Genomic DNA, 17,557 nt, shown 5'->3' with positions numbered 1-17,557 from the left:
CCAGGCGGTAAGCCGGAAACTAGCTTTCGCACCGAAACCGGGTTGTTATCGTCAATATCCCAAGCAATGAAGCGGCAAAGGCCGTCCGTTCCCACTGGCGAAACCGCTAATGTTTGCATTTTTTGGCCTTTTGGGATAAACTTTTGCCAGGGAACGGTTTTCCACCCCTGGCCGTTGTGGAAGGCTATCCGCTCCGGTGTCCACCAGAGGCCGGGAATAAAAAAGCCCGGGTCGTTAACCCGGGCCAACTTTTCAGCAGGGGGGCTCATACGGTCTCACCCGCCCATGCGAATGTAAGCTGTTCCTGCTCCTCGGTTGTGTTCCGCCAATAGCGGTAAGGGAGGTAAATCCTTTTCGGATGAAGAGGCCCTACCTGCCGAATACGTGCCTTTCGGTGAGTTTTTAATACGGGTAGAGGTATCTCCAGTACCCCCCACGGTGTTATGTGGCGGATTAAAGTATTTTCCGGTAGTGCTGGGTCGTATTGCAGGTCTACCCCCGCCGCTCCTTCAATGCGAAGGATATCGTCGGCTTTTATCCTTTGCTCGAATACCGGAGGGTCGCCGGGAATGAGTTTTCCCACTACGGCCCACCTGCCGCCTACGTAGGCTTTTATCGGGATAGGTTTCATCGGAGTTCCCCCTTTCTAAATGCTTAAGGCCGGGTCATATCGCCCGGCCGCCTTATTGCCACCTTGAAGTTTTTAATCCCGCTACCTGTTTCGCTATTTGGGCTATTGCCCCGTTATCGTTGTATATGCCGAGAAGTCTCTTCCCCGCTCCCCGGCTTATGCCTGCCGCCCGGCAGGCGATAGAGAAACCCCGCTTCCCATGTTTTTTCAGAATAAGCCGCAAGAGTTCCGGGTTTCGGGTTCGGGAAAATGCCTCTACCGCTTCCCGCAAATACATGGTCTCCCCTCCCCCACCTCTCAGCAGGCTCAACACGCCTGCGGCTTTGGGAACGATATAGGTTATCCCGCTGGCTACGCCTTCCGCACTAGCTTCGGCATTGGCTGGTCTACCAGTATGGGCCAACCAGTCACTTCGTCACAGATTTCGGAGACGGGAACACCAAAAAACTCGGCCAGTTTCTGGCGGTAGTGTGGCGGAATGTAGTTCTGGCCTCTCTCCATTCGGCAGTACCAGGTTTCGTTAAGGCCGATTTGAGCGGCCATATCTTTGAGGGTCAACCCTCTCCGCACCCGTAAAAGCCTAAGATTAGTGACCATAGAAGCCCCCCTTTTCGTTTGCTCAATGCCATGATAAACTTGATGAGAAGAAAATCTATCGTGCGACATTTCGTGCGACAGGGAGGTATCGGATTGCCACGCCAGCGGGTTCAGGTTTGGCTTCCCCTGTTCGAGCTAAGCCCCCTTAATGCCGCTTATGCCCGTGATTTACAGCGAGCACAAAAAGAGTGGCGAGGCGAGCCTGTTATTTGGCTGCTCCCTGATATAAGGGAGGTCAAGCGTTGGTACTGGGATTTTCGAGGGTTTAGAGTTTGGGAATGTGCAGTGCCCAGCGAAACGATAAACCGGATTGTTGTTATCCATATAACCGAAGAGGGATTTTGCTACCCTCCTATCGAGGTAGGCCTCCCGCAGTCCTGGGAGGGGAAAATACCGGAGGGTCTTTTCCGAAAGTGGCTAAATGTTGGCCGAGTGTCTTTGGTGCCCGGCCTAAAAGAAATCAAGATAACAAGGCCGGTTTTTGAAGGCGACAGGGTGAGTTATGAAGAAAGGCTTTTGAAGGTAGAGCCAGGGCCAGTTATGCCTATTGTGTCGCTAGATGAAAATACGAGGAAGATTACTTTCGCCTGGCCGCCACCTGGAAGCCATCTTCCGCCGTCGGTTAGCCCGGAAACCGAGAGCCAAGAAATATGTGGGCCAGTTGTTTGGGAAGAGAAGCCGTTGTCGCCTGAGCTTCCTACCGCTTTAGACCGTTTTGGCAATAGGAGCCTGAATGTTTGGCTACAGTGGCCGGAACCATTTAACGAAATGTTTCCCTTCGGCGGAAGTATGGATTTAATGTTCCACAAGGCTTTAATGAGGCGGTGTATCGAAGACTTAAACGAAGGGAAGCCGGGAGTATTGGACGAGATAGCTTCCTGGGCTAGCAGGTTTACCGCACAAGGCTGGACTACGCTAGAACTGGCATATATTGCACCCACTTTAGAAGCCTGCGGAAGTGAGGCGTTATTAACGGACATTGAAGGAAGATATGGCATAGTCGCCGGAAATCTGAGAGAGCTTTTTAGCCATGCAGACTACTGCTCCAAGTTCCGACATCAAGTGGACATACCAAGGGTTTTCGGTTGGCTTGGCTACTTCTGGTGGGAGCTTAACCAAGTGGTCAACGAGAGTAAGGAGCATGTGCCTATTTGTGAGCGTTGTGGGTGGTCTTACAGGGCACACGAAAAAAACGCTATTGTGGGCCAAATGATAATCTAGAGTGCTTCCGAAGCAGGAGAGCAGAGGATAAGCGGAAAGAGCGGCAAAGGCAAAAGCTAGAGGCCCTTTTAAAAAACTCCTCCACTTGAGCAGGATTTTGCCCACAGAAAAGCTAAGACTTACTTAACCAAGGCATACTATGTAAGGGCTGGAATGCGTCTTAGGAGGGAAGAACATGGCCCGCTTTATTGTCTACCTCGAACCCGCCGAAGAAGGAGGTTATATCGCCTCTGTACCAGCACTACCGGGCTGCGTCACCCAAGGGGAAACTAAGGAAGAAGCTTTGGCAATGGCTGAGGACGCCATAAGAGGGTACATCGAGAGCCTGAAGAAACATGGAGAGCCGCTACCCTTTGGCTGTAAGGAGTGTTCACGTTAGGGGGTGAAGAGGATGCTTTACCGCTACAAAGTTATCCTCGAATGGGATGAGGAAGGTAAGGGCTATGTCGTTTCTGTTCCTGCCTTACCGGGGTGCTTCACCCAGGGAGATACCGTTGAAGAAGCATTGGAGAGGGCTAAAGAGGCTATAGCAGGCCACCTTGCGGCTTTAGCCCAGGAAGGTCTGCCCCTGCCTACTAAAGACGTTGAAATAGCCGAAGTGCAGGTAGAGATAGCCTCATGAGCAGGCTACCGAGGGTTACAGGTAAAGAAGTGGTTAGTGCGTTGAAGAGGGCTGGCTTTGTGGTGGTGAGAATACAGGGCAGTCATCACCACTTGCGAAAGCCGGGTGCTAGAAGCTTGGTTACTGTTCCCGTACATTCCGGTGAAATCCTGAAGCCAAAGCTTTTGAAAAGCATACTGGAGCAGGCCGGACTAACCGTTGACGAGTTCAAAAACCTTCTTGCTTGAGCAGGATTTTGCGAAAATGTGGCGAATATAACCTAAAATGTGGCGAATATAACCTATAGAGGCTAATCCGGTGGTGCTGAGGGTAAGGCTTCAAGGGTATCCCTTGGAGCCAGGAATCCCAAGGCTTCCATGGTGGCAAATCCTGGGGTTAAGACACCGGTCTTTCAAGCCGGGAACGCGGGTTCGAATCCCGCACGGGTCACCAAAACTTTAAAGAATCGAGGTTCTCCAACGCCTGAAGCCTGCTTGGGCTATCCGGTGTGGCCAAGCAGGCTTCATTTATGCCCAAAATCGCAAGGTTTGCTTCCAGAAATGTAAGCCTAAGCCAGGCGTTAGAGGAAGAACTTATCCTCATTCAAGTCCCCTTGATTTATCGCTAAAACCTTATGAGCTAGGACTTCCGTGGTTTTATGGGTTTTCTAACCTTCCCGGGCATGATTAACCTTTTGATTTAGTGCAAGTGACGTCCTGATTTAGGCTTAGCAATACTATCAACACGATTAACCAGATTCTCCAATTGTTGTTTTAATTCCTCTCCTTCCATGGGCAACCCATAGCTAGGAATTACGATGGAAGGGTTTAGCCCCATGTCGAAACTTTGTCCCCACCTCCCATCCCTAGACGACAAGAATTGCATAAGCCCTGGGATATAATTTTTTCAGTAAAACAAGGACGGTGGTGTATGTTGGCGGAGCGTGCTCAACGGGTGTCGAGGGTTGGAGTAGCTGAGGGGGTGGGGGCTACAGCCTGGCTGGGGGCGGCCTTTATATTATCCCGGGCCACCATTCTTGCAGAGTTAAAGCCTTTTGGTGCAGCCATAGTTATGGCTGTGGCCGGGCTTAGGCCAAACTTGTTATGGCCTACGGTGTTAAGTGCGGGGGCGGGAACCGCCTGGAGCTTACCCGGACCGGAAGGGTGGTTTCGTCTCGCTACTTTCTTAGGTTTAGGCCTCACTTATACCCTATGCCGGCGAAACAAGAAGGTAAGTAGGGTTCCGGGAGCTTTTATTGCTCTGGGTGCGGCAGTCGTTATACTTATACGGGGCTTAGGCCAGGTTATTCTGGGTCCCACCTTCTACGGCTGGATGCTCCTTATTTTTGAGGCTATTCTGGCAGCCGGGTTAGCGATGGCTTGGAATGCGGCAGTCGTGAGCCGTTACCGAGAAGAGCAGTTGCTGGGGTTGGGCCTTTTCGCACTGGGCTTGCTTTTAGGATTGCAGGAATTAAAGGTAGGAGGCATGTCTGTTCAGAGCCTGATAGGCCGCTTATTTATACTTCTGGCCGCCTTAATCGGCGGGGCCGGTGCCGGGGCCGCTTCGGGAGCCGTTTTGGGCTTTTTGCCCAGCCTTACGTCTTTAACTGCTCCGGCCCTGGCCGGGTTACTGGCGCTGGTGGGTTTGACGGCAGGAGCATTCTACAATTTGGGCAAGTTAGGGGTGGTAGGGGGGTTTCTTTTAGCCCACCTTTTGCTATCCGGCTACTTCCTGGGAGCAGAGGGAGCTAATGCGGCTTTAAAAGAAAGCAGTCTTGTAGCCTTGATTGCTCTCTTGCTGCCGCGAGAGGTCTTAAAACAATTATCCGCTTCTATAATTCGGACTAACAACGAAAGTTCGGTCAAGGAAGCCCTGGGCCTTTCTGACCGTTGGAACCGGGTAATCAATGCGCTTAGGCGTTTAGGGGAAAGTTTGGAGTTAGGGACGCAAAACGATTCCACCAGCGTTAACGGAACTTTAAGGCAGGTGGAACGCCTTGTCTGCCAGGGCTGCCCTGCACATAAGGTGTGCTGGGAGCTGGAAGGGGACAAGCTGAGGGAGGTTTTAAAGGATTTATTAAAAAAGGAAGGACCTGTTTTAGCCCCCGAGCTACCCGAGTGGCTCAAAGGAAGGTGCGGTAAAGCCTGGGAGCTGGCGCAGGCCTTGTCTGTTCAGCCCCGGGGCCGGGCACTGGATAAGGGTTCTTCCCTGGGGCTTCATTTAGGCCTCCAGTTTCAGGCTTTAGCCCAAGTTCTTGAGGAAACTGTAAAGGAAGCTTCGGCGTCTGATGACGAGGAGCTACAACCTTATTTTACTGTGGAGGTAGGATATGCTTCTTGTGCCCGGGACCGGGATTTGACCTGCGGGGACTCCTTTCTTGCGGGACCGTTAGACGGGGGGAAATATTTGTTGGTGTTGAGCGACGGCATGGGTGCCGGGTGTGAGGCCCGCAAGGAGAGCCGGACGGCCGTAGAGCTTTTGAAAGATCTTCTTGCGGCGGGTTTTCCCCAGGAGCTGGCTTTGCGCTTTGTGAACCTGGTGCTTTTGTTACGTTCCCCTTCGGAAAGCTTTGCTACTCTAGATGTAGCCGTCTTAGATTTAGTCCAAGGGCGCGGGGAGTTCCTGAAACTCGGAGCCTGCCCTACTTTTTTGCTACGAGATAACAGGGTTTTGACCGTAAGGTCCCAGTCCTTACCTGTAGGTATTTTGGAAGATATCCCTGTAGAAACGGTAGAGGAGGAGCTGCACTCGGGAGATGTATTAGTGATGGTGAGCGACGGCGTATTAGAGGCGCATAAGGAGATTGCGGAAAAGGAAAGGTGGCTTGTGGCAGCTTTAAAGAGGGCGCCGGATTGCCATCCCCAGGAATTAGCCGATCGTTTACTAAAGCAGGCTGTGGCCCTGGCCGCGGGTCGCCCTGCCGATGATATGAGCATAGCAGTAGCCCGGATACAAGCAGATTGAAAGCTTTAAAGACCGAGATTTAAATGTCGAAAAAACTTATACCCGGAGGAGGAAAAGAACCGGTTATGCCGAAATATTACCTACCGGAGAAGGTGGCCGGAAAGATAGCGGGATGGCTACGCTACTGGAACAGGTACGGCAGACCATACAGAGGTATAAACTGGTAGGTGCTGGGGAAAAAGTAGTGGTGGGGGTATCGGGCGGCCCGGATTCCCTGGCCTTGCTCTCCTCCTTGCTGGAGCTGCGAGACGAGTTCGGTTTTAGCCTCCATGTTGCCCACTTAGACCACTGCCTTCGGGAAAATTCGGCGGAGGAAGCAGCCTATGTCCGAAGGCTGGCCGAAGGGTGGGGTTTACCGGTAACGGTAGAAGCCCGGGATGTGCGGGCTTTTCAGCAGGAACATAAGCTGTCCTTGGAAGAAGCTGCACGGGAAGTTCGCTACCGTTTTTTAAGGGAGGTAGCAAGAGCTGTAGGAGCTGCTAAGATCGCGGTAGGGCATCAGGCAAATGATCAGGCAGAAACCTTGCTTTTAAACCTGCTGCGAGGTAGCGGCCTCACGGGCCTTAAGGCCATGGTACCCTACCGGGAGGGAATTATAAGGCCTCTTCTTTTTATTACCCGGGAAGAGATCGAGGAATTCTGCCAGGAAAGAGGGCTGGTGCCCTGCCGCGATCTTAGCAATCTGGATAAGAGTTACCGGAGAAACAAGATCCGGCACGAACTTATTCCGTGGCTGGCTAAAGAGTTTAATCCTGCCATCATTCGCGTGCTGGCGCGTACCGCTACCCTTTTGGCCGAGGAAGAAGCCTTTTTGGAGGAATTGGCCCGGGAAGGCTTAACCAGGGTAATCAAAGAGCAGGGCCGGGGATATCTAAAGATAGACGGGGGAGGTCTTTTAGGGTTACCGGCGGCTTTAGAGCGCCGGGTTTTGCGGGCCGCGGTAGCGAGACTGGGCGGGGGAATGGAATTCCAACACGTGGAGCAGTTACGGGCAATCTTGCGGGAAGGTGCCGGAGCCTTAACCCTGCCCAGGGGCCTTCAAGCCCGGGTCAGCAACGGGCTTTTGCTTTTTGAAGAACCGCAGAAAGAGGACGAACCCGTCCATTTCCGGCATCCCCTAAAGGTGCCAGGCGTGACACCGCTACCTGAAATAGGTAAGCGCCTCCGGATAGAAATCTTGCCCCCTCCAGCTAAAGTCAGCAGCCCCCCTTGGGAAGCTTGGGTGGATAAGGATAAACTCACAGGGCCCTTATGGGCTCGAAACTGGCAGCCCGGCGACCGCTTTCGTCCTCTGGGGATGAAGGGTACTAAAAAACTTCAGGATTTATTTGTGGATGCGGGCATTGATATGCGGGAACGTAAGCGGGTGCCGATTATAGTGTCCGGAGAGGATATCGTGTGGGTGGCAGGGGTACGGCTCTCTGAGGATTTTAAAATAACACCGGAGACCCGCCGGGCCCTTCACTTCGTTATGGAAGAGGACGCCTGAAAGGCAAAATTGCATTCATAATTTTATTATGATAAAATATAATCTCCTAGACGGGGTAGGGCGAGAGGAGGGCTTTATCGTTGAACCGTGTTTTCAAAAACCTGGCTGTTTATCTCTTGATAGTCCTGCTGGCCGTCTCCATTCTGCGGATATCGGCGCCTGTGGAGAGGGCTACTGAGGAGCTAGATTTTACCAGATTTTATCAGCTAATCGATCAAGGACAAGTCCAGGAAGTAACCATAACTCCCGAGAAAGAAATTTTTAAAATAACCGGTACCCTTAAAAATGGTACCAAGTTTTCCGTCAATGCTCCGGCCTCACCCGAGCTGATAGAGAAGCTGGTGGACCGGAATGTACCTGTTAAGACCTTACCTCCCCCAGAACCTGCCTGGTGGACCAACCTCTTGGGCAGCCTCGTACCCATTCTGCTCTTGGTAGGCCTAGTATTTTTTATGATGCAGCAGACGCAGGGCGGGGGTTCCCGGGTGATGCAGTTCGGGAGGAGCCGGGCCAGGCTTCATACCCCGGACGATAAGAAGCGGGTTACCTTTGATGACGTGGCGGGTATGGATGAAGTGAAGGAGGAGCTCCAGGAGATAGTGGAGTTCTTAAAGAACCCCCGCAAGTTTAACGAGCTGGGGGCCAGGATCCCCAAAGGAGTGCTCCTCTACGGACCCCCCGGTACCGGGAAGACCCTGCTTGCCCGGGCCGTGGCCGGTGAGGCGGGCGTACCCTTTTTTAGCATCAGCGGTTCGGACTTTGTGGAGATGTTCGTGGGCGTAGGGGCCTCCCGGGTAAGGGATCTTTTCGAGCAGGCCAAAAAGAACGCCCCGTGTATAGTGTTTATAGATGAGATCGATGCAGTGGGCAGGCAGCGGGGAGCAGGTTTGGGCGGAGGCCATGACGAGCGCGAACAAACCTTAAACCAGCTTCTAGTAGAGATGGACGGCTTTAACCCCAATGAAGGAATCATCGTCATAGCGGCGACCAACCGGCCGGATATACTGGATCCTGCCCTCCTCAGGCCGGGGCGTTTCGATCGGCAGATTGTGGTGGATGTGCCTGATATCAACGGCCGGAAAGACATCCTTAAAGTTCACGTGCGCGGGAAGCCTTTGGATGCTAACGTAGACCTAGATGTTATAGCGCGACGCACACCCGGTTTTACCGGAGCGGACCTGGCCAACCTGGTAAACGAGGCAGCTCTGCTCGCCGCCCGCCGTGGGAAAAAGAAGATAGGCATGGAGGAGATGGAAGAAGCCATAGAACGGGTCATCGCCGGTCCGGAGAAGAAATCGCGGGTTATCAGCGATTACGAGAAGCGGCTGGTGGCCTACCATGAAGCCGGTCATGCCCTGCTGGGGCATTACCTTCCCCACACAGATCCTTTGCACAAAGTCTCCATTATTCCCCGGGGTAGGGCCGGAGGTTATACTTTGCTCCTTCCCAAGGAAGACCGGCGGTATATGACTAAATCGCAGATAATAGATCAGATAACCATGCTTTTAGGCGGCCGTGTGGCTGAGGCGCTGGTATTAAAAGAAGTTAGTACTGGCGCCCAAAATGACCTGGAGCGGGCTACCGAGCTTGTACGCAAGATGATTACTGAATACGGCATGTCTGATGAGCTGGGGCCGTTAACCTTCGGGCGCAAGCATGAAACCCCCTTCCTCGGTCGGGATCTGGCCAGGGACCGCAATTACAGCGAAGCTGTGGCCTTCTCCATTGATAAAGAAGCCCGGCGTATCATCGACGAGTGTTACAACCGGGCGGAAAAGATCCTAAAGGAGCATATGGAAGAATTGCATATTATAGCTAAGGCTCTGATGGAGAAGGAAACCCTGGAGGCCGAGGAATTTACGGCCCTTATAGAAGAATATCACCGCCAGCGTAAGGAGCCCGAAGACGGCGAACAGGTTAAAGCAGGCCTGGCGGCGGATGTAGCGCCAGCCCTGTGCACACTGCGGCCTGCGGACCGCCGGGAGGGGGTAAACACTTTACTCAAGCTTACTTTTCACCTTCTATGCTTGAAAGGGGTATGGTAGAAGATATGGAGCGCACCTTCTGCATGATAAAACCCGAAGCAGTGGCCAGGGGATTGGTGGGGGAAATATTAGGCCGCATTGAGCGCAAAGGTTACCGCATTGTGGCCCTGAAGATGTTGCGCCTAAGCCGCGAAATGGCGGAAAGACATTACGCTGAGCACCGGGAGAAGCCCTTTTTCGGGGAGCTCGTGGAGCATATTACCTCCGGTCCGGTGGTGGCCGTGGTCCTGGAAGGGCCCGGCGTCATCGCAGGGTTGCGCAAGCTTATGGGGGCTACTAATCCCCAGGAGGCCGCTCCGGGGACCATACGGGGAGACTATGCTTTAGAGACGGGTAAGAACGTTATTCACGGGTCCGATTCTTCTGAAAGCGCCGAGAGGGAGATAAACCTCTTCTTCCGGCCGGATGAGATTATGGGCTAGCTTTACTTCCCTTAGTTAAGACAAAAAGCCGCGATAAAGAATAAAAGGCCGCGGGCTCAATTTTTCTCCCGTATTTCCGATGTTTCGTCTTAAATTTAGGAGCCTCGTTTCGGTGATACTGATGGCCACTTCGCTATTGTCGATGCCGATCCAGCGCCGCTCTAACTTTTCGGCCACGCTTAAAGTCGTACCAGAGCCGCAGAAGGCGTCCAGGACTATGTCGCCCTTACGGGACGAGGCCAGTATAATCCTTTCTAAGAGGTTTTCGTTTTTTTGAGTGGGGAATCCGGTTTTTTCGCCGGAGAAACTCATGATTTGAATGGAGTCTAACCGGTCCTGGGGATAGCAGTTCCACGTATCCTCTAAGGGGTAACCCTTACCCCGTGGGGGCTGGCCGTCCCGCCGCCTATACCCTGGGGGGTACGGCAGGTATAGCTTGTGGAAATAGAAATTGGGGGATTTGGTGTAAAAGAGGAGCACGTCGTGGTTGCGTATCCAATTTTTGGCCCGGGTTTTAAAACCTGAGACCCAGCCTATACGCCATACAATTTCCCTTTGGAAGTTCTCCTCCCCAAAGATTTCGTCCATAATCACCTTGATGTAATGGCTTTTTCTTTCGTCTAGATGTACGTATATACTGCCGTCCTCGGTTAGAAGCTCGTATAAAAAAAGGAGTCTTTGACGCAAGAATTCTATGAAAGAGGGGCCCGTGAGGGTGTCTTCGTAGGCCTTAAGCCCGTTGCTCGCGGTGTACTCCTGACGGGAGGAGAAGGGGGGATCTATGTAAATGAGGGTTACGCCTGGCCTCCCCAGGCTATCTTTAAGTTCCCCCTTTTTCTTCATCTGCAGTAAAGTTTTAAGTACAGGCAGGTTATCACCCCAAACGAGCATATTCTTCCATCCCTGGGGCGAAAAGCTTTCATCCTCTCCCCTGATACGCAAGGGTTGGAGACGTGCTGCCGGAGTATTTTCTAAAATGTCTCGCCGGGAAGCTTTGCCCTGGTAAACTAACTCACAGCGGCTCCTGTTCTTATTTTTGTACACCATACCTTTCAACCCTTTAAGAGAGAAGACTTTTCCTCTATAGAATGTTCACGTTCAAGTCAATTGTAACGGTTGAAGCAAAACTGTTTCAAACTACACCTTAAGCATAAAATGGGCCAGAAAGCCTCCTTACGGCCAAGTCTCAAAAGCATATATGAATTTTACTTTACTTAGCAGGAGCTGGTATAAAGGAGGTAGGTCTTCTAATATGGAACGGAAGACGGTCTTGGTAAGGTTTTTGGCCGGAGGGAAACTTTTGTACGGCCGGCTGGAGGATGGGGAAATTATCGCTTTGGAGGGCGACCCCTTCCATGGGTATGCAGAAAGCGGGGAAAAGTATCGCCTGGAAGAGGTGAAACTTCTTGCACCTTGCCAGCCCAGCAAGGCGGTATGTGTGGGGCTTAACTACCGGAACCATGCCCTGGAGATGAAACAGCCCTTCCCCGAAGAGCCCGTGCTTTTTCTCAAGCCTTCTACCAGCGTCATAGGGCCCGGAGAAGATATAGTTTACTGGCCGGGTATAAAAAGGCTGGATTATGAAGCAGAACTGGCTGTAGTTATAGGGAAGCACTGTCACAGGGTTAAAGAAGAGGAAGCGGGCGAGTATATTTTAGGTTACACCGTGGCCAACGACGTTACGGCCCGGGACCTCCAGAAAAAGGATGGCCAGTGGACCAGGGCTAAATCCTTTGATACCTTCCTGCCGCTGGGCCCGTATATAGTTTGCGGGATAGAACCGGGTGATCTCCTCATACAGGCCCGGCTTAACGGGAGACTCAGGCAGGAAAGCAGGACCTCCCAGCTTATTTTCCCGGTACCCTATCTGGTTAGCTTTATTTCGCAGGTAATGACTCTGTTGCCGGGGGATGTAATTTTAACGGGCACTCCGGAAGGAGTGGGCCCCATGGAGGTGGGAGATACCATCGAAATTTACATCGAGGGGATCGGTTCACTGGTTAACCGGGTGGTTGCACTGGAGGAATGAGCCATAAGTCAAATTTCCCGCAGATGGCGATTTTTAAGCGGGGGTCGCTTTGAGGTGGGTAAGGAATTGTACATAGAGTTATCTCCCGGGGGCCATAATAAAGACGGACCTTTTGCGTGGGAGGAGGTAAAGCGTTGCCCGATAACCCCCGGAAGATAGATGAACAGCGCTGGCAGGCAGAAAGGTTAGGAGAAGAGCTAGAGCACAAGCGACAGGAGTTTGTAAGGTCTATCTTGAGACGGGCAGAAGGGATCTCGGCGGAAAAGGAAAAGTTCATTCAGGATAAAACCGGCAGCCCCAAAACCCCCCAACCCCGGAGCTGAGATACCGCTGTTTGACATACAGGCGGTCAGTGAATATAAACAGGGGTACCCGGCGGGATATAGTCGTAAATCCACTTAGCGTTATCCACTTCTAACCGGACGCAACCGTGGGAGGCAGGGGTACCGAGTTTGGCAGCTTCTTCGGGGATGATACGTTGGTTACGGTCCATGGGCAGGCTGTGGAAGAGGTATACATCCCTTGTCCGCCGTTCCTGTAGAGGCCAGCCACTCTTTTTCGAGCTGGCCGTCTTTGTATATACGCACCTTCTGGTCCGCCACGCGTACTTCGATCCAGTACCCCTTTTCCGGGGGCACAAATAGACCCGCGCCTTTGCCCCCTTCCGGCTCCTCATTCTTAGCCGCAGTACCAGGCTGCCCTGCGATGCCGTCATTTGCCGGTGGCGAAAAGGACAGCGATAAAAAAGCCCCCAGCCCTACCAGGATGAATAAAAGCAATACAAAAAAACTTTGCCACTTCATTATGGCCAACACTCCCCTTAAGCCATAGAAGCCTTTGTGGATTTTTCATCTAGCAACCCCTAACAAAGATTTCGACAGGAATTTGCCTTTTCCTCTACCGCAAGCCTATTTTTTTCCGGTTAATCTCGGGGCGTAGTATGGGAAGCACCGTTTTATGCGGGATACACCAGGGCAACACATTCGACGTGATGGGTCTGGGGGAACATGTCCACAGGCTGTATTTCCTTCACCCTATATCCCCGGCGGCACAGATAAAGCAGGTCCCTGGCCAGGGTAGGCGGGTAACAGGAAATATAGATAAGGCAGCGCGGCCTTATGCTGGCTACCGCCTCCAGCACCTTCGGGTGGCACCCTTGCCGCGGAGGGTCAAGGACTATAACCTCTGGTGTTAATCCTTCGTTAAGGAGCCGGGGAAGTGTCCTTTCAGCATATCCGTGGATGAAAAAGACGTTATCTATTTTATTTTCCTTGGCGTTAGCATACGCATCCTGTAAGGCTTCCTTAGATACTTCTAAGGCATATACCCTGGCCGCCCGGGGAGATAAAAAGAGGGCTATGGTGCCGGTACCAGAGTAAACGTCCAATACGGTTTCCTTTCCCGTAAGGCCTGCGTAGTCCAGGACAATTTTATAAAGGGTATCTGTCTGCCTGGGGTTGACTTGAAAGAAGGAAAGAGGAGAGAGGCGAAAGCGGAAGGAACCAATTCTTTCCCATAGATATCCGGGGCCGGCTAGGACGCGCACGCCTTTACCGGGGAATAGGGCGATTACCGAAGACACCCCGGCCTTACAGAGCTTTTGGACAAGGGTCCGGCCCCCCTGAAGGTCGGGTAGACCGACGAGGATAGACATTAGTTCGCCTGTGTGAAAAGACTTACGGATGATGGCACCGGACAGCCCGTTATTTTTCGTTTCAGGTAGATTTTGCATTGCAGGCAGGGAACCCTCTACTGCTTGCCAAACTTTTACCATATCTTCGGGAACAAGGAGACAATCACGGGTGTCCACCAGGATGTGGGATCCCTCCCGGTAAAGACTTAAGCGGGGGACGCCGTTTATTTCTCCTGCATGTAACCCGATCTTGTTCCGGTACCTCCAAGGAGGGTTAAGCCCCACCAGAGGCTTCAAGGTGAAATCTTTTAGCTTTCCTATCCTCGATAAAGCATCCTCCACTTGGCGTTTTTTTATTTCCAACTGGAAGGAATAATCGGCGTGCTGCAGGTGGCACCCGCCGCAGGCGTAATATACCGGGCAGGGAGGCTCTACCCGGTGAGGGGAGGAAGTCAAGATTTTCTCTAACCTGCCCCGGGAGTAGTCACGCTTTGCCTCCGTGATACGGCACTCCACCTCTTCTCCGGGAAGGGCGTAGGGAACGAAAATGATCTGGCCCGAGGGAAGCCGACCCAAGCCTTCCCCCCGGTGTGAACATCCAAAAATAAGTACTTTCTCTTTAGGGCCGGACATAGAGTTTGGCAAGTCGTACAATAGCTAAACCCACACTCCTCGCTCGCGATTTGAACGAAACGCTTAAGCTATAGTATACTGCTATCGGTTGAGCCTTAAGACAATTCTACTATACTTCCGTCAAGGCGAACAAAAGCCAGGTGACAAATTAAATTGGGGTACCGTTCCTTTATAATTTTAGCGGCTTGATACATGTCTTCCCGGTGCTTTTTGAGCTGCTCCTCAAGGGGCAGGTTGCCTAGGCCGTAGGCTCCGCAGTCTTCGTGGTGGACCAGGTATACCTCCTTTACCTGGTGCAACTTCACAGAGGTTTCTATCATAGCGAGTTTATTTTCTGATAAGAAATTGCGGCTGGCACCGGGCAGGGCTATGTAGTCATAATGGCCCTTCAAGCCTCTGCCTTCTAGCCAGCGGCTGACCAGGGGCTGGATTCTATAATCCATACAAGTTAAAACACAGCAAATGCAGCTGGACACTGGTATACCACCTCCTGCCTTTATATTACAATCTTGGCCGTAAACAGAAAAGATATCTCCAAAGTAAAAACTCTCGAGCAAATCCGTGTTGCGACAAGCTAGGGAGGGATGACAAAATGGCCGCAATTTTAGCGCCCGTCGCCTGGAGGGACGGGCATTTAGAGATCATTGATCAGACACGCCTGCCCGGTGAGCTGGTGTTCATACGGCTGGAGACGAAGGAAGAAGTCTGGCAGGCCATAAAAGAACTTAAAGTGCGGGGCGCTCCCGCCATCGGTATAGCGGCGGCCTTTGGGCTGTATTTGGCCGTTAAAGATTTTCCGGCTCAAGACAAAGAAGAGCTTTGTACCCAGTTAAAAAAGGCTGCTGAATACCTGGCATCTTCCCGACCTACGGCTGTAAACCTCTTCTGGGCCTTAAAAAGGGTGCAGGAAAAAGTAAGCGGGGCCGAAGGCCTAACGGTACGAGAACTTAAGGAGTTAGTTTTACAGGAAGCCCTTTCTATACAACAGGAAGATGAAAGCATGTGCCGGGAGATAGGGCGTTACGGCGCCGAGCTATTGAAGGAGGTAGACGCCATCCTCACCCACTGCAATGCGGGTACCCTGGCTACGGCCCGTTACGGCACGGCCCTGGCCCCGGTGTATTATCTAGCCGAACGCGGTAAAATAATGCATGTTTTCGTAGATGAAACAAGACCGCTTTTGCAGGGGGCAAGACTAACAGCCTGGGAGCTTAAACAGGCGGGGATACCCGTAACCCTTATTACCGATAGCATGGCAGCAGTAGTCATGAGCAAGGGTTGGGTGCAGGCGGTGGTGGTTGGCGCAGACCGCATCGCGGCCAATGGGGATGTGGCCAACAAGATAGGGACCTATAGCCTCGCCATTTTGGCGCGGGAGCACGATTTGCCTTTTTACGTAGCCGCTCCCAGCTCTACTTTTGACCTCAGCTTGGCTACGGGAGAAGAAATTCCCATCGAGGAGAGGGATCCCCAAGAAGTTACCCATTTCGGGTTGAGGCCGGTAGCTCCGGAAGGTATCAGCGTCTTTAACCCGGCCTTTGATGTAACACCGCACCGTTATATAACGGCCATTATTACCGAAAAAGGCATCCTTCGGCCGCCCTACCGAGAAAGCATCCGCCAAATGTTTTTTAAATAGGCCTAAGGCCGGGAAGGGGAAAGGGAGCTTATGTATATGGTGGCCCCGGAGAACGGGAAAGGGGAATAGAACCTTAACACCCGAAAGATTAAGGATCGTTAGGGGGAACTGCGAGGTGAAGGGGCCTGCAAGGCGAGAGAGGATAATGGAGATGCTAAGGGCTGGTAAACCCATCACAGGGGCCGAACTTGCCCGGAGGCTGGGTGTAAGCAGGCAAGTTATAGTTCAGGATATGGCGATCCTAAGGGCCGGCGGAGCGAATGTTTTGGCCACCCCCCAGGGATATATGTTAGGGCCTGCCGAAGAAGGGCATAAGCGTACCTTTGCCTGCCAGCACGATATGGCGGGCATGGAAAAGGAGCTTCTAATAATAGTAGATAACGGCGGGCGGGTTCTGGATGTGGTAGTGGAGCATCCCCTTTACGGGGAACTGCGTGGCTTCTTGATGCTGTCCTCCAGGAGGGATGTGTACAAGTTTTTAGAAAGCCTGCACAAAAGCGGGGCTAAACCCCTTTACACCTTAACAGAGCAGGGCGTCCACCTGCACACGGTGACGGCAGAAAGGGAAGAGGTCCTGGAAGCTATCGAGGCGGAGTTGGCCGGGGCGGGTATTCTATTGGAGAAGGAATAAAATGGCCATGAATAAAAAGCTTAAAAGTGAGGTTGACGGGAGAAAAAAGCCGCATTATAATGGCCTTAAAAAGTGACAAGACAGATGTATTGTCTTTTGCCTGGGAGGGAAAGGGCATGCATGAGCTGGTCAGGGAAATACAGGAACTAAAAAGGGAGAGACAGGCCGTCATTTTAGCCCATAATTACCAGCAGGATGCAGTACAGGACATCGCCGACCTGGTGGGTGATTCTTTAGAGCTGAGCCGCTATGCAGCGGAAGCTGATGCGGAAGTAATAGTGCTGGCTGGCGTGCGCTTTATGGCCGAGACAGCCAGTATTCTGGCCCCGGATAAAACGGTGCTTCTGCCGGATGCTTTTGCGGGCTGCCCCTTAGCAGAAAGTGTTGATGTCCAGGAACTCAGGCGGGAAAAGGAGAAATATCCTGATGCGGCGGTGGTATGTTATGTGAATTCACCGGCCGAAGTTAAGGCAGAAAGCGACATCTGCTGTACCTCCAGTAACGCAGTTAAGGTTGTCCAATCCCTACCCCACCACCGGATCCTCTTTGTGCCGGACCGCAACCTGGCCAGTTACGTATCCCGCTTCACAGACAAAGAGATAATCCCCTGGCCGGGGCTTTGCATCACCCATTACAGGGCTACCTTAGAGGAATTAGAAGAGGCGCGGGCCGCCCACCCGCAGGCCAAGGTGCTGGTGCACCCGGAATGCCGGCCGGAGGTGTGCGAGGCGGCGGATTTTGTGGGAAGCACCGGCGCCATATTAAAATATGCCCGGGAAAGCGACGCACAGGAATTCATCATAGGTACGGAGATGGGTATCATCCACCGCTTACAGCAGGAAAACCCTGGGAAAAAATTCTATCTTCTTTCCCCGGGCCTTATCTGCCCCAATATGAAACTCACCACCTTAAGCAAAATAGCCCAGTGCCTTAAAGAAATGCAGCCTGTAATCAAAGTTCCCGAAGATATCCGGCAGAGGGCTTACCGGGCCCTAAAGCGCATGTTGGAAGTGGTATAAAAC

21 protein-coding genes are annotated in these 17,557 nt (G+C 52.4%); 13 read left to right on the top strand and 8 right to left on the bottom strand.

What is annotated here, in order from left to right:
• The 4 genes from L5656_RS04045 to L5656_RS04030 all read right to left on the bottom strand — a co-directional run.
• Positions 1–269, bottom strand: a 269-nt coding sequence (locus L5656_RS04045) for a hypothetical protein (RefSeq protein ID WP_297199380.1), incomplete at its 3' end; no start/stop codon positions are given.
• The gene (locus L5656_RS04040; protein WP_297199376.1) at positions 266–631 is read right to left on the bottom strand and encodes a hypothetical protein; all 366 of its coding nucleotides are present in this window, start codon (positions 629–631) and stop codon (positions 266–268) included. The genes L5656_RS04040 and L5656_RS04045, both read right to left, overlap by 4 nt.
• A 52-nt stretch (positions 632–683) precedes the next feature.
• A complete protein-coding gene (locus L5656_RS04035; RefSeq protein WP_297199374.1) occupies positions 684–1,034 on the bottom strand; it encodes a hypothetical protein in 351 nt (116 codons plus the stop codon).
• The gene (locus L5656_RS04030; RefSeq protein WP_297199371.1) at positions 983–1,228 is read right to left on the bottom strand and encodes a helix-turn-helix domain-containing protein; all 246 of its coding nucleotides are present in this window, start codon (positions 1,226–1,228) and stop codon (positions 983–985) included. The genes L5656_RS04035 and L5656_RS04030 overlap by 52 nt, the downstream gene beginning before the upstream one ends.
• A 93-nt stretch (positions 1,229–1,321) precedes the next feature.
• Here L5656_RS04030 and L5656_RS04025 point away from each other — a divergent pair, with 93 nt between their 5' ends.
• The 8 genes from L5656_RS04025 to ndk all read left to right on the top strand — a co-directional run bounded on the left by L5656_RS04025 (position 1,322) and on the right by ndk (position 9,970).
• Positions 1,322–2,449 carry a hypothetical protein gene (locus tag L5656_RS04025; RefSeq protein ID WP_297199368.1) on the top strand — a complete coding sequence of 376 codons (1,128 nt, stop codon included), beginning with the start codon at positions 1,322–1,324 and terminating at the stop codon, positions 2,447–2,449.
• 175 nt (positions 2,450–2,624) lie between these two features.
• Positions 2,625–2,828 (top strand): type II toxin-antitoxin system HicB family antitoxin, encoded by a 204-nt coding sequence (locus L5656_RS04020; RefSeq protein ID WP_297199366.1) that lies wholly within the window; start codon positions 2,625–2,627, stop codon positions 2,826–2,828.
• A gap of 12 nt (positions 2,829–2,840) precedes the next feature.
• Positions 2,841–3,071, top strand: coding sequence for a type II toxin-antitoxin system HicB family antitoxin (locus tag L5656_RS04015; protein WP_297199364.1), 231 nt, complete (start codon positions 2,841–2,843; stop codon positions 3,069–3,071).
• Positions 3,068–3,298, top strand: coding sequence for a type II toxin-antitoxin system HicA family toxin (locus L5656_RS04010; RefSeq protein WP_297199362.1), 231 nt, complete (start codon positions 3,068–3,070; stop codon positions 3,296–3,298). The genes L5656_RS04015 and L5656_RS04010 overlap by 4 nt, the downstream gene beginning before the upstream one ends.
• A gap of 682 nt (positions 3,299–3,980) precedes the next feature.
• A complete protein-coding gene (locus L5656_RS04005) occupies positions 3,981–6,014 on the top strand; it encodes a SpoIIE family protein phosphatase (RefSeq protein WP_297199359.1) in 2,034 nt (677 codons plus the stop codon).
• A 112-nt stretch (positions 6,015–6,126) separates the two neighbouring features.
• Positions 6,127–7,503 (top strand): tRNA lysidine(34) synthetase TilS, encoded by a 1,377-nt coding sequence (gene tilS / locus L5656_RS04000; protein WP_297199356.1) that lies wholly within the window; start codon positions 6,127–6,129, stop codon positions 7,501–7,503.
• Positions 7,504–7,583: 80 nt separating this feature from the next.
• A complete protein-coding gene (gene ftsH / locus L5656_RS03995; protein ID WP_297199353.1) occupies positions 7,584–9,548 on the top strand; it encodes an ATP-dependent zinc metalloprotease FtsH in 1,965 nt (654 codons plus the stop codon).
• A gap of 5 nt (positions 9,549–9,553) precedes the next feature.
• Positions 9,554–9,970: a nucleoside-diphosphate kinase gene (ndk, locus tag L5656_RS03990; RefSeq protein ID WP_366017868.1), complete on the top strand. Its 417-nt coding sequence runs from the start codon at positions 9,554–9,556 to the stop codon at positions 9,968–9,970.
• Positions 9,971–9,985: 15 nt separating this feature from the next.
• Here the strand turns inward: ndk and L5656_RS03985 are convergent, their stop codons facing one another.
• On the bottom strand, positions 9,986–11,017 hold the full coding sequence (locus L5656_RS03985; RefSeq protein ID WP_297199347.1) for a DNA methyltransferase: 1,032 nt from the start codon (positions 11,015–11,017) through the stop codon (positions 9,986–9,988).
• 205 nt (positions 11,018–11,222) lie between these two features.
• On the opposite strand from L5656_RS03985, the gene L5656_RS03980 reads away from it, so the two are divergent.
• Both L5656_RS03980 and L5656_RS03975 read left to right on the top strand, forming a co-directional pair.
• Positions 11,223–11,999, top strand: a complete 777-nt coding sequence (locus L5656_RS03980) for a fumarylacetoacetate hydrolase family protein (RefSeq protein WP_297199344.1) — start codon at positions 11,223–11,225, stop codon at positions 11,997–11,999.
• Between the two features lie 134 nt (positions 12,000–12,133).
• Positions 12,134–12,322, top strand: a complete 189-nt coding sequence (locus tag L5656_RS03975) for a hypothetical protein (RefSeq protein ID WP_297199341.1) — start codon at positions 12,134–12,136, stop codon at positions 12,320–12,322.
• Between the two features lie 26 nt (positions 12,323–12,348).
• Here L5656_RS03975 and L5656_RS11315 read toward each other — a convergent pair whose 3' ends face one another.
• From L5656_RS11315 to L5656_RS03955, 3 genes are all read right to left on the bottom strand, one after another.
• Complete coding sequence (locus L5656_RS11315) at positions 12,349–12,675, bottom strand: L,D-transpeptidase (RefSeq protein WP_366017862.1); 327 nt, start codon at positions 12,673–12,675, stop codon at positions 12,349–12,351.
• Between the two features lie 279 nt (positions 12,676–12,954).
• Positions 12,955–14,265 (bottom strand): 23S rRNA (uracil(1939)-C(5))-methyltransferase RlmD, encoded by a 1,311-nt coding sequence (gene rlmD / locus L5656_RS03960; RefSeq protein WP_297199397.1) that lies wholly within the window; start codon positions 14,263–14,265, stop codon positions 12,955–12,957.
• Positions 14,266–14,360: 95 nt separating this feature from the next.
• The gene (locus tag L5656_RS03955; RefSeq protein ID WP_297199338.1) at positions 14,361–14,741 is read right to left on the bottom strand and encodes a carbonic anhydrase; all 381 of its coding nucleotides are present in this window, start codon (positions 14,739–14,741) and stop codon (positions 14,361–14,363) included.
• A 116-nt stretch (positions 14,742–14,857) separates the two neighbouring features.
• On the opposite strand from L5656_RS03955, the gene mtnA reads away from it, so the two are divergent.
• The 3 genes from mtnA to nadA all read left to right on the top strand — a co-directional run bounded on the left by mtnA (position 14,858) and on the right by nadA (position 17,554).
• Complete coding sequence (gene mtnA, locus L5656_RS03950) at positions 14,858–15,904, top strand: S-methyl-5-thioribose-1-phosphate isomerase (protein ID WP_297199335.1); 1,047 nt, start codon at positions 14,858–14,860, stop codon at positions 15,902–15,904.
• 115 nt (positions 15,905–16,019) lie between these two features.
• Positions 16,020–16,535 (top strand): transcription repressor NadR, encoded by a 516-nt coding sequence (locus L5656_RS03945; protein WP_297199332.1) that lies wholly within the window; start codon positions 16,020–16,022, stop codon positions 16,533–16,535.
• 59 nt (positions 16,536–16,594) lie between these two features.
• The gene (nadA, locus tag L5656_RS03940; RefSeq protein WP_297199394.1) at positions 16,595–17,554 is read left to right on the top strand and encodes a quinolinate synthase NadA; all 960 of its coding nucleotides are present in this window, start codon (positions 16,595–16,597) and stop codon (positions 17,552–17,554) included.
• Positions 17,555–17,557 lie beyond the last annotated feature (3 nt).

Origin of the sequence: Thermanaeromonas sp. (assembly GCF_021890735.1) — a bacterium.
Classification (GTDB): domain Bacteria; phylum Bacillota; class DSM-521; order Neomoorellales; family Neomoorellaceae; genus Thermanaeromonas.
The sequence above is the reverse complement of the archived record's forward strand: the minus strand, read 5'-3'. Positions and strand labels throughout refer to the sequence as shown.

What these genes read in the sequence shown, in the direction of transcription:
- L5656_RS04040 (WP_297199376.1), bottom strand. Translation starts at nt 631, where the DNA reads ATGAAACCTATCCCGATAAAAGCCTACGTAGGCGGCAGGTGGGCCGTA.
- L5656_RS04030 (WP_297199371.1), bottom strand. Translation starts at nt 1,228, where the DNA reads ATGGTCACTAATCTTAGGCTTTTACGGGTGCGGAGAGGGTTGACCCTC.
- L5656_RS04020 (WP_297199366.1), top strand. Translation starts at nt 2,625, where the DNA reads ATGGCCCGCTTTATTGTCTACCTCGAACCCGCCGAAGAAGGAGGTTAT.
- L5656_RS04015 (WP_297199364.1), top strand. Translation starts at nt 2,841, where the DNA reads ATGCTTTACCGCTACAAAGTTATCCTCGAATGGGATGAGGAAGGTAAG.
- L5656_RS04010 (WP_297199362.1), top strand. Translation starts at nt 3,068, where the DNA reads ATGAGCAGGCTACCGAGGGTTACAGGTAAAGAAGTGGTTAGTGCGTTG.
- L5656_RS04005 (WP_297199359.1), top strand. Translation starts at nt 3,981, where the DNA reads ATGTTGGCGGAGCGTGCTCAACGGGTGTCGAGGGTTGGAGTAGCTGAG.
- tilS (WP_297199356.1), top strand. Translation starts at nt 6,127, where the DNA reads ATGGCTACGCTACTGGAACAGGTACGGCAGACCATACAGAGGTATAAA.
- ndk (WP_366017868.1), top strand. Translation starts at nt 9,554, where the DNA reads ATGGAGCGCACCTTCTGCATGATAAAACCCGAAGCAGTGGCCAGGGGA.
- L5656_RS03985 (WP_297199347.1), bottom strand. Translation starts at nt 11,017, where the DNA reads ATGGTGTACAAAAATAAGAACAGGAGCCGCTGTGAGTTAGTTTACCAG.
- L5656_RS03980 (WP_297199344.1), top strand. Translation starts at nt 11,223, where the DNA reads ATGGAACGGAAGACGGTCTTGGTAAGGTTTTTGGCCGGAGGGAAACTT.
- L5656_RS11315 (WP_366017862.1), bottom strand. Translation starts at nt 12,675, where the DNA reads ATGAGGAGCCGGAAGGGGGCAAAGGCGCGGGTCTATTTGTGCCCCCGG.
- rlmD (WP_297199397.1), bottom strand. Translation starts at nt 14,265, where the DNA reads ATGTCCGGCCCTAAAGAGAAAGTACTTATTTTTGGATGTTCACACCGG.
- mtnA (WP_297199335.1), top strand. Translation starts at nt 14,858, where the DNA reads ATGGCCGCAATTTTAGCGCCCGTCGCCTGGAGGGACGGGCATTTAGAG.
- nadA (WP_297199394.1), top strand. Translation starts at nt 16,595, where the DNA reads ATGGCCTTAAAAAGTGACAAGACAGATGTATTGTCTTTTGCCTGGGAG.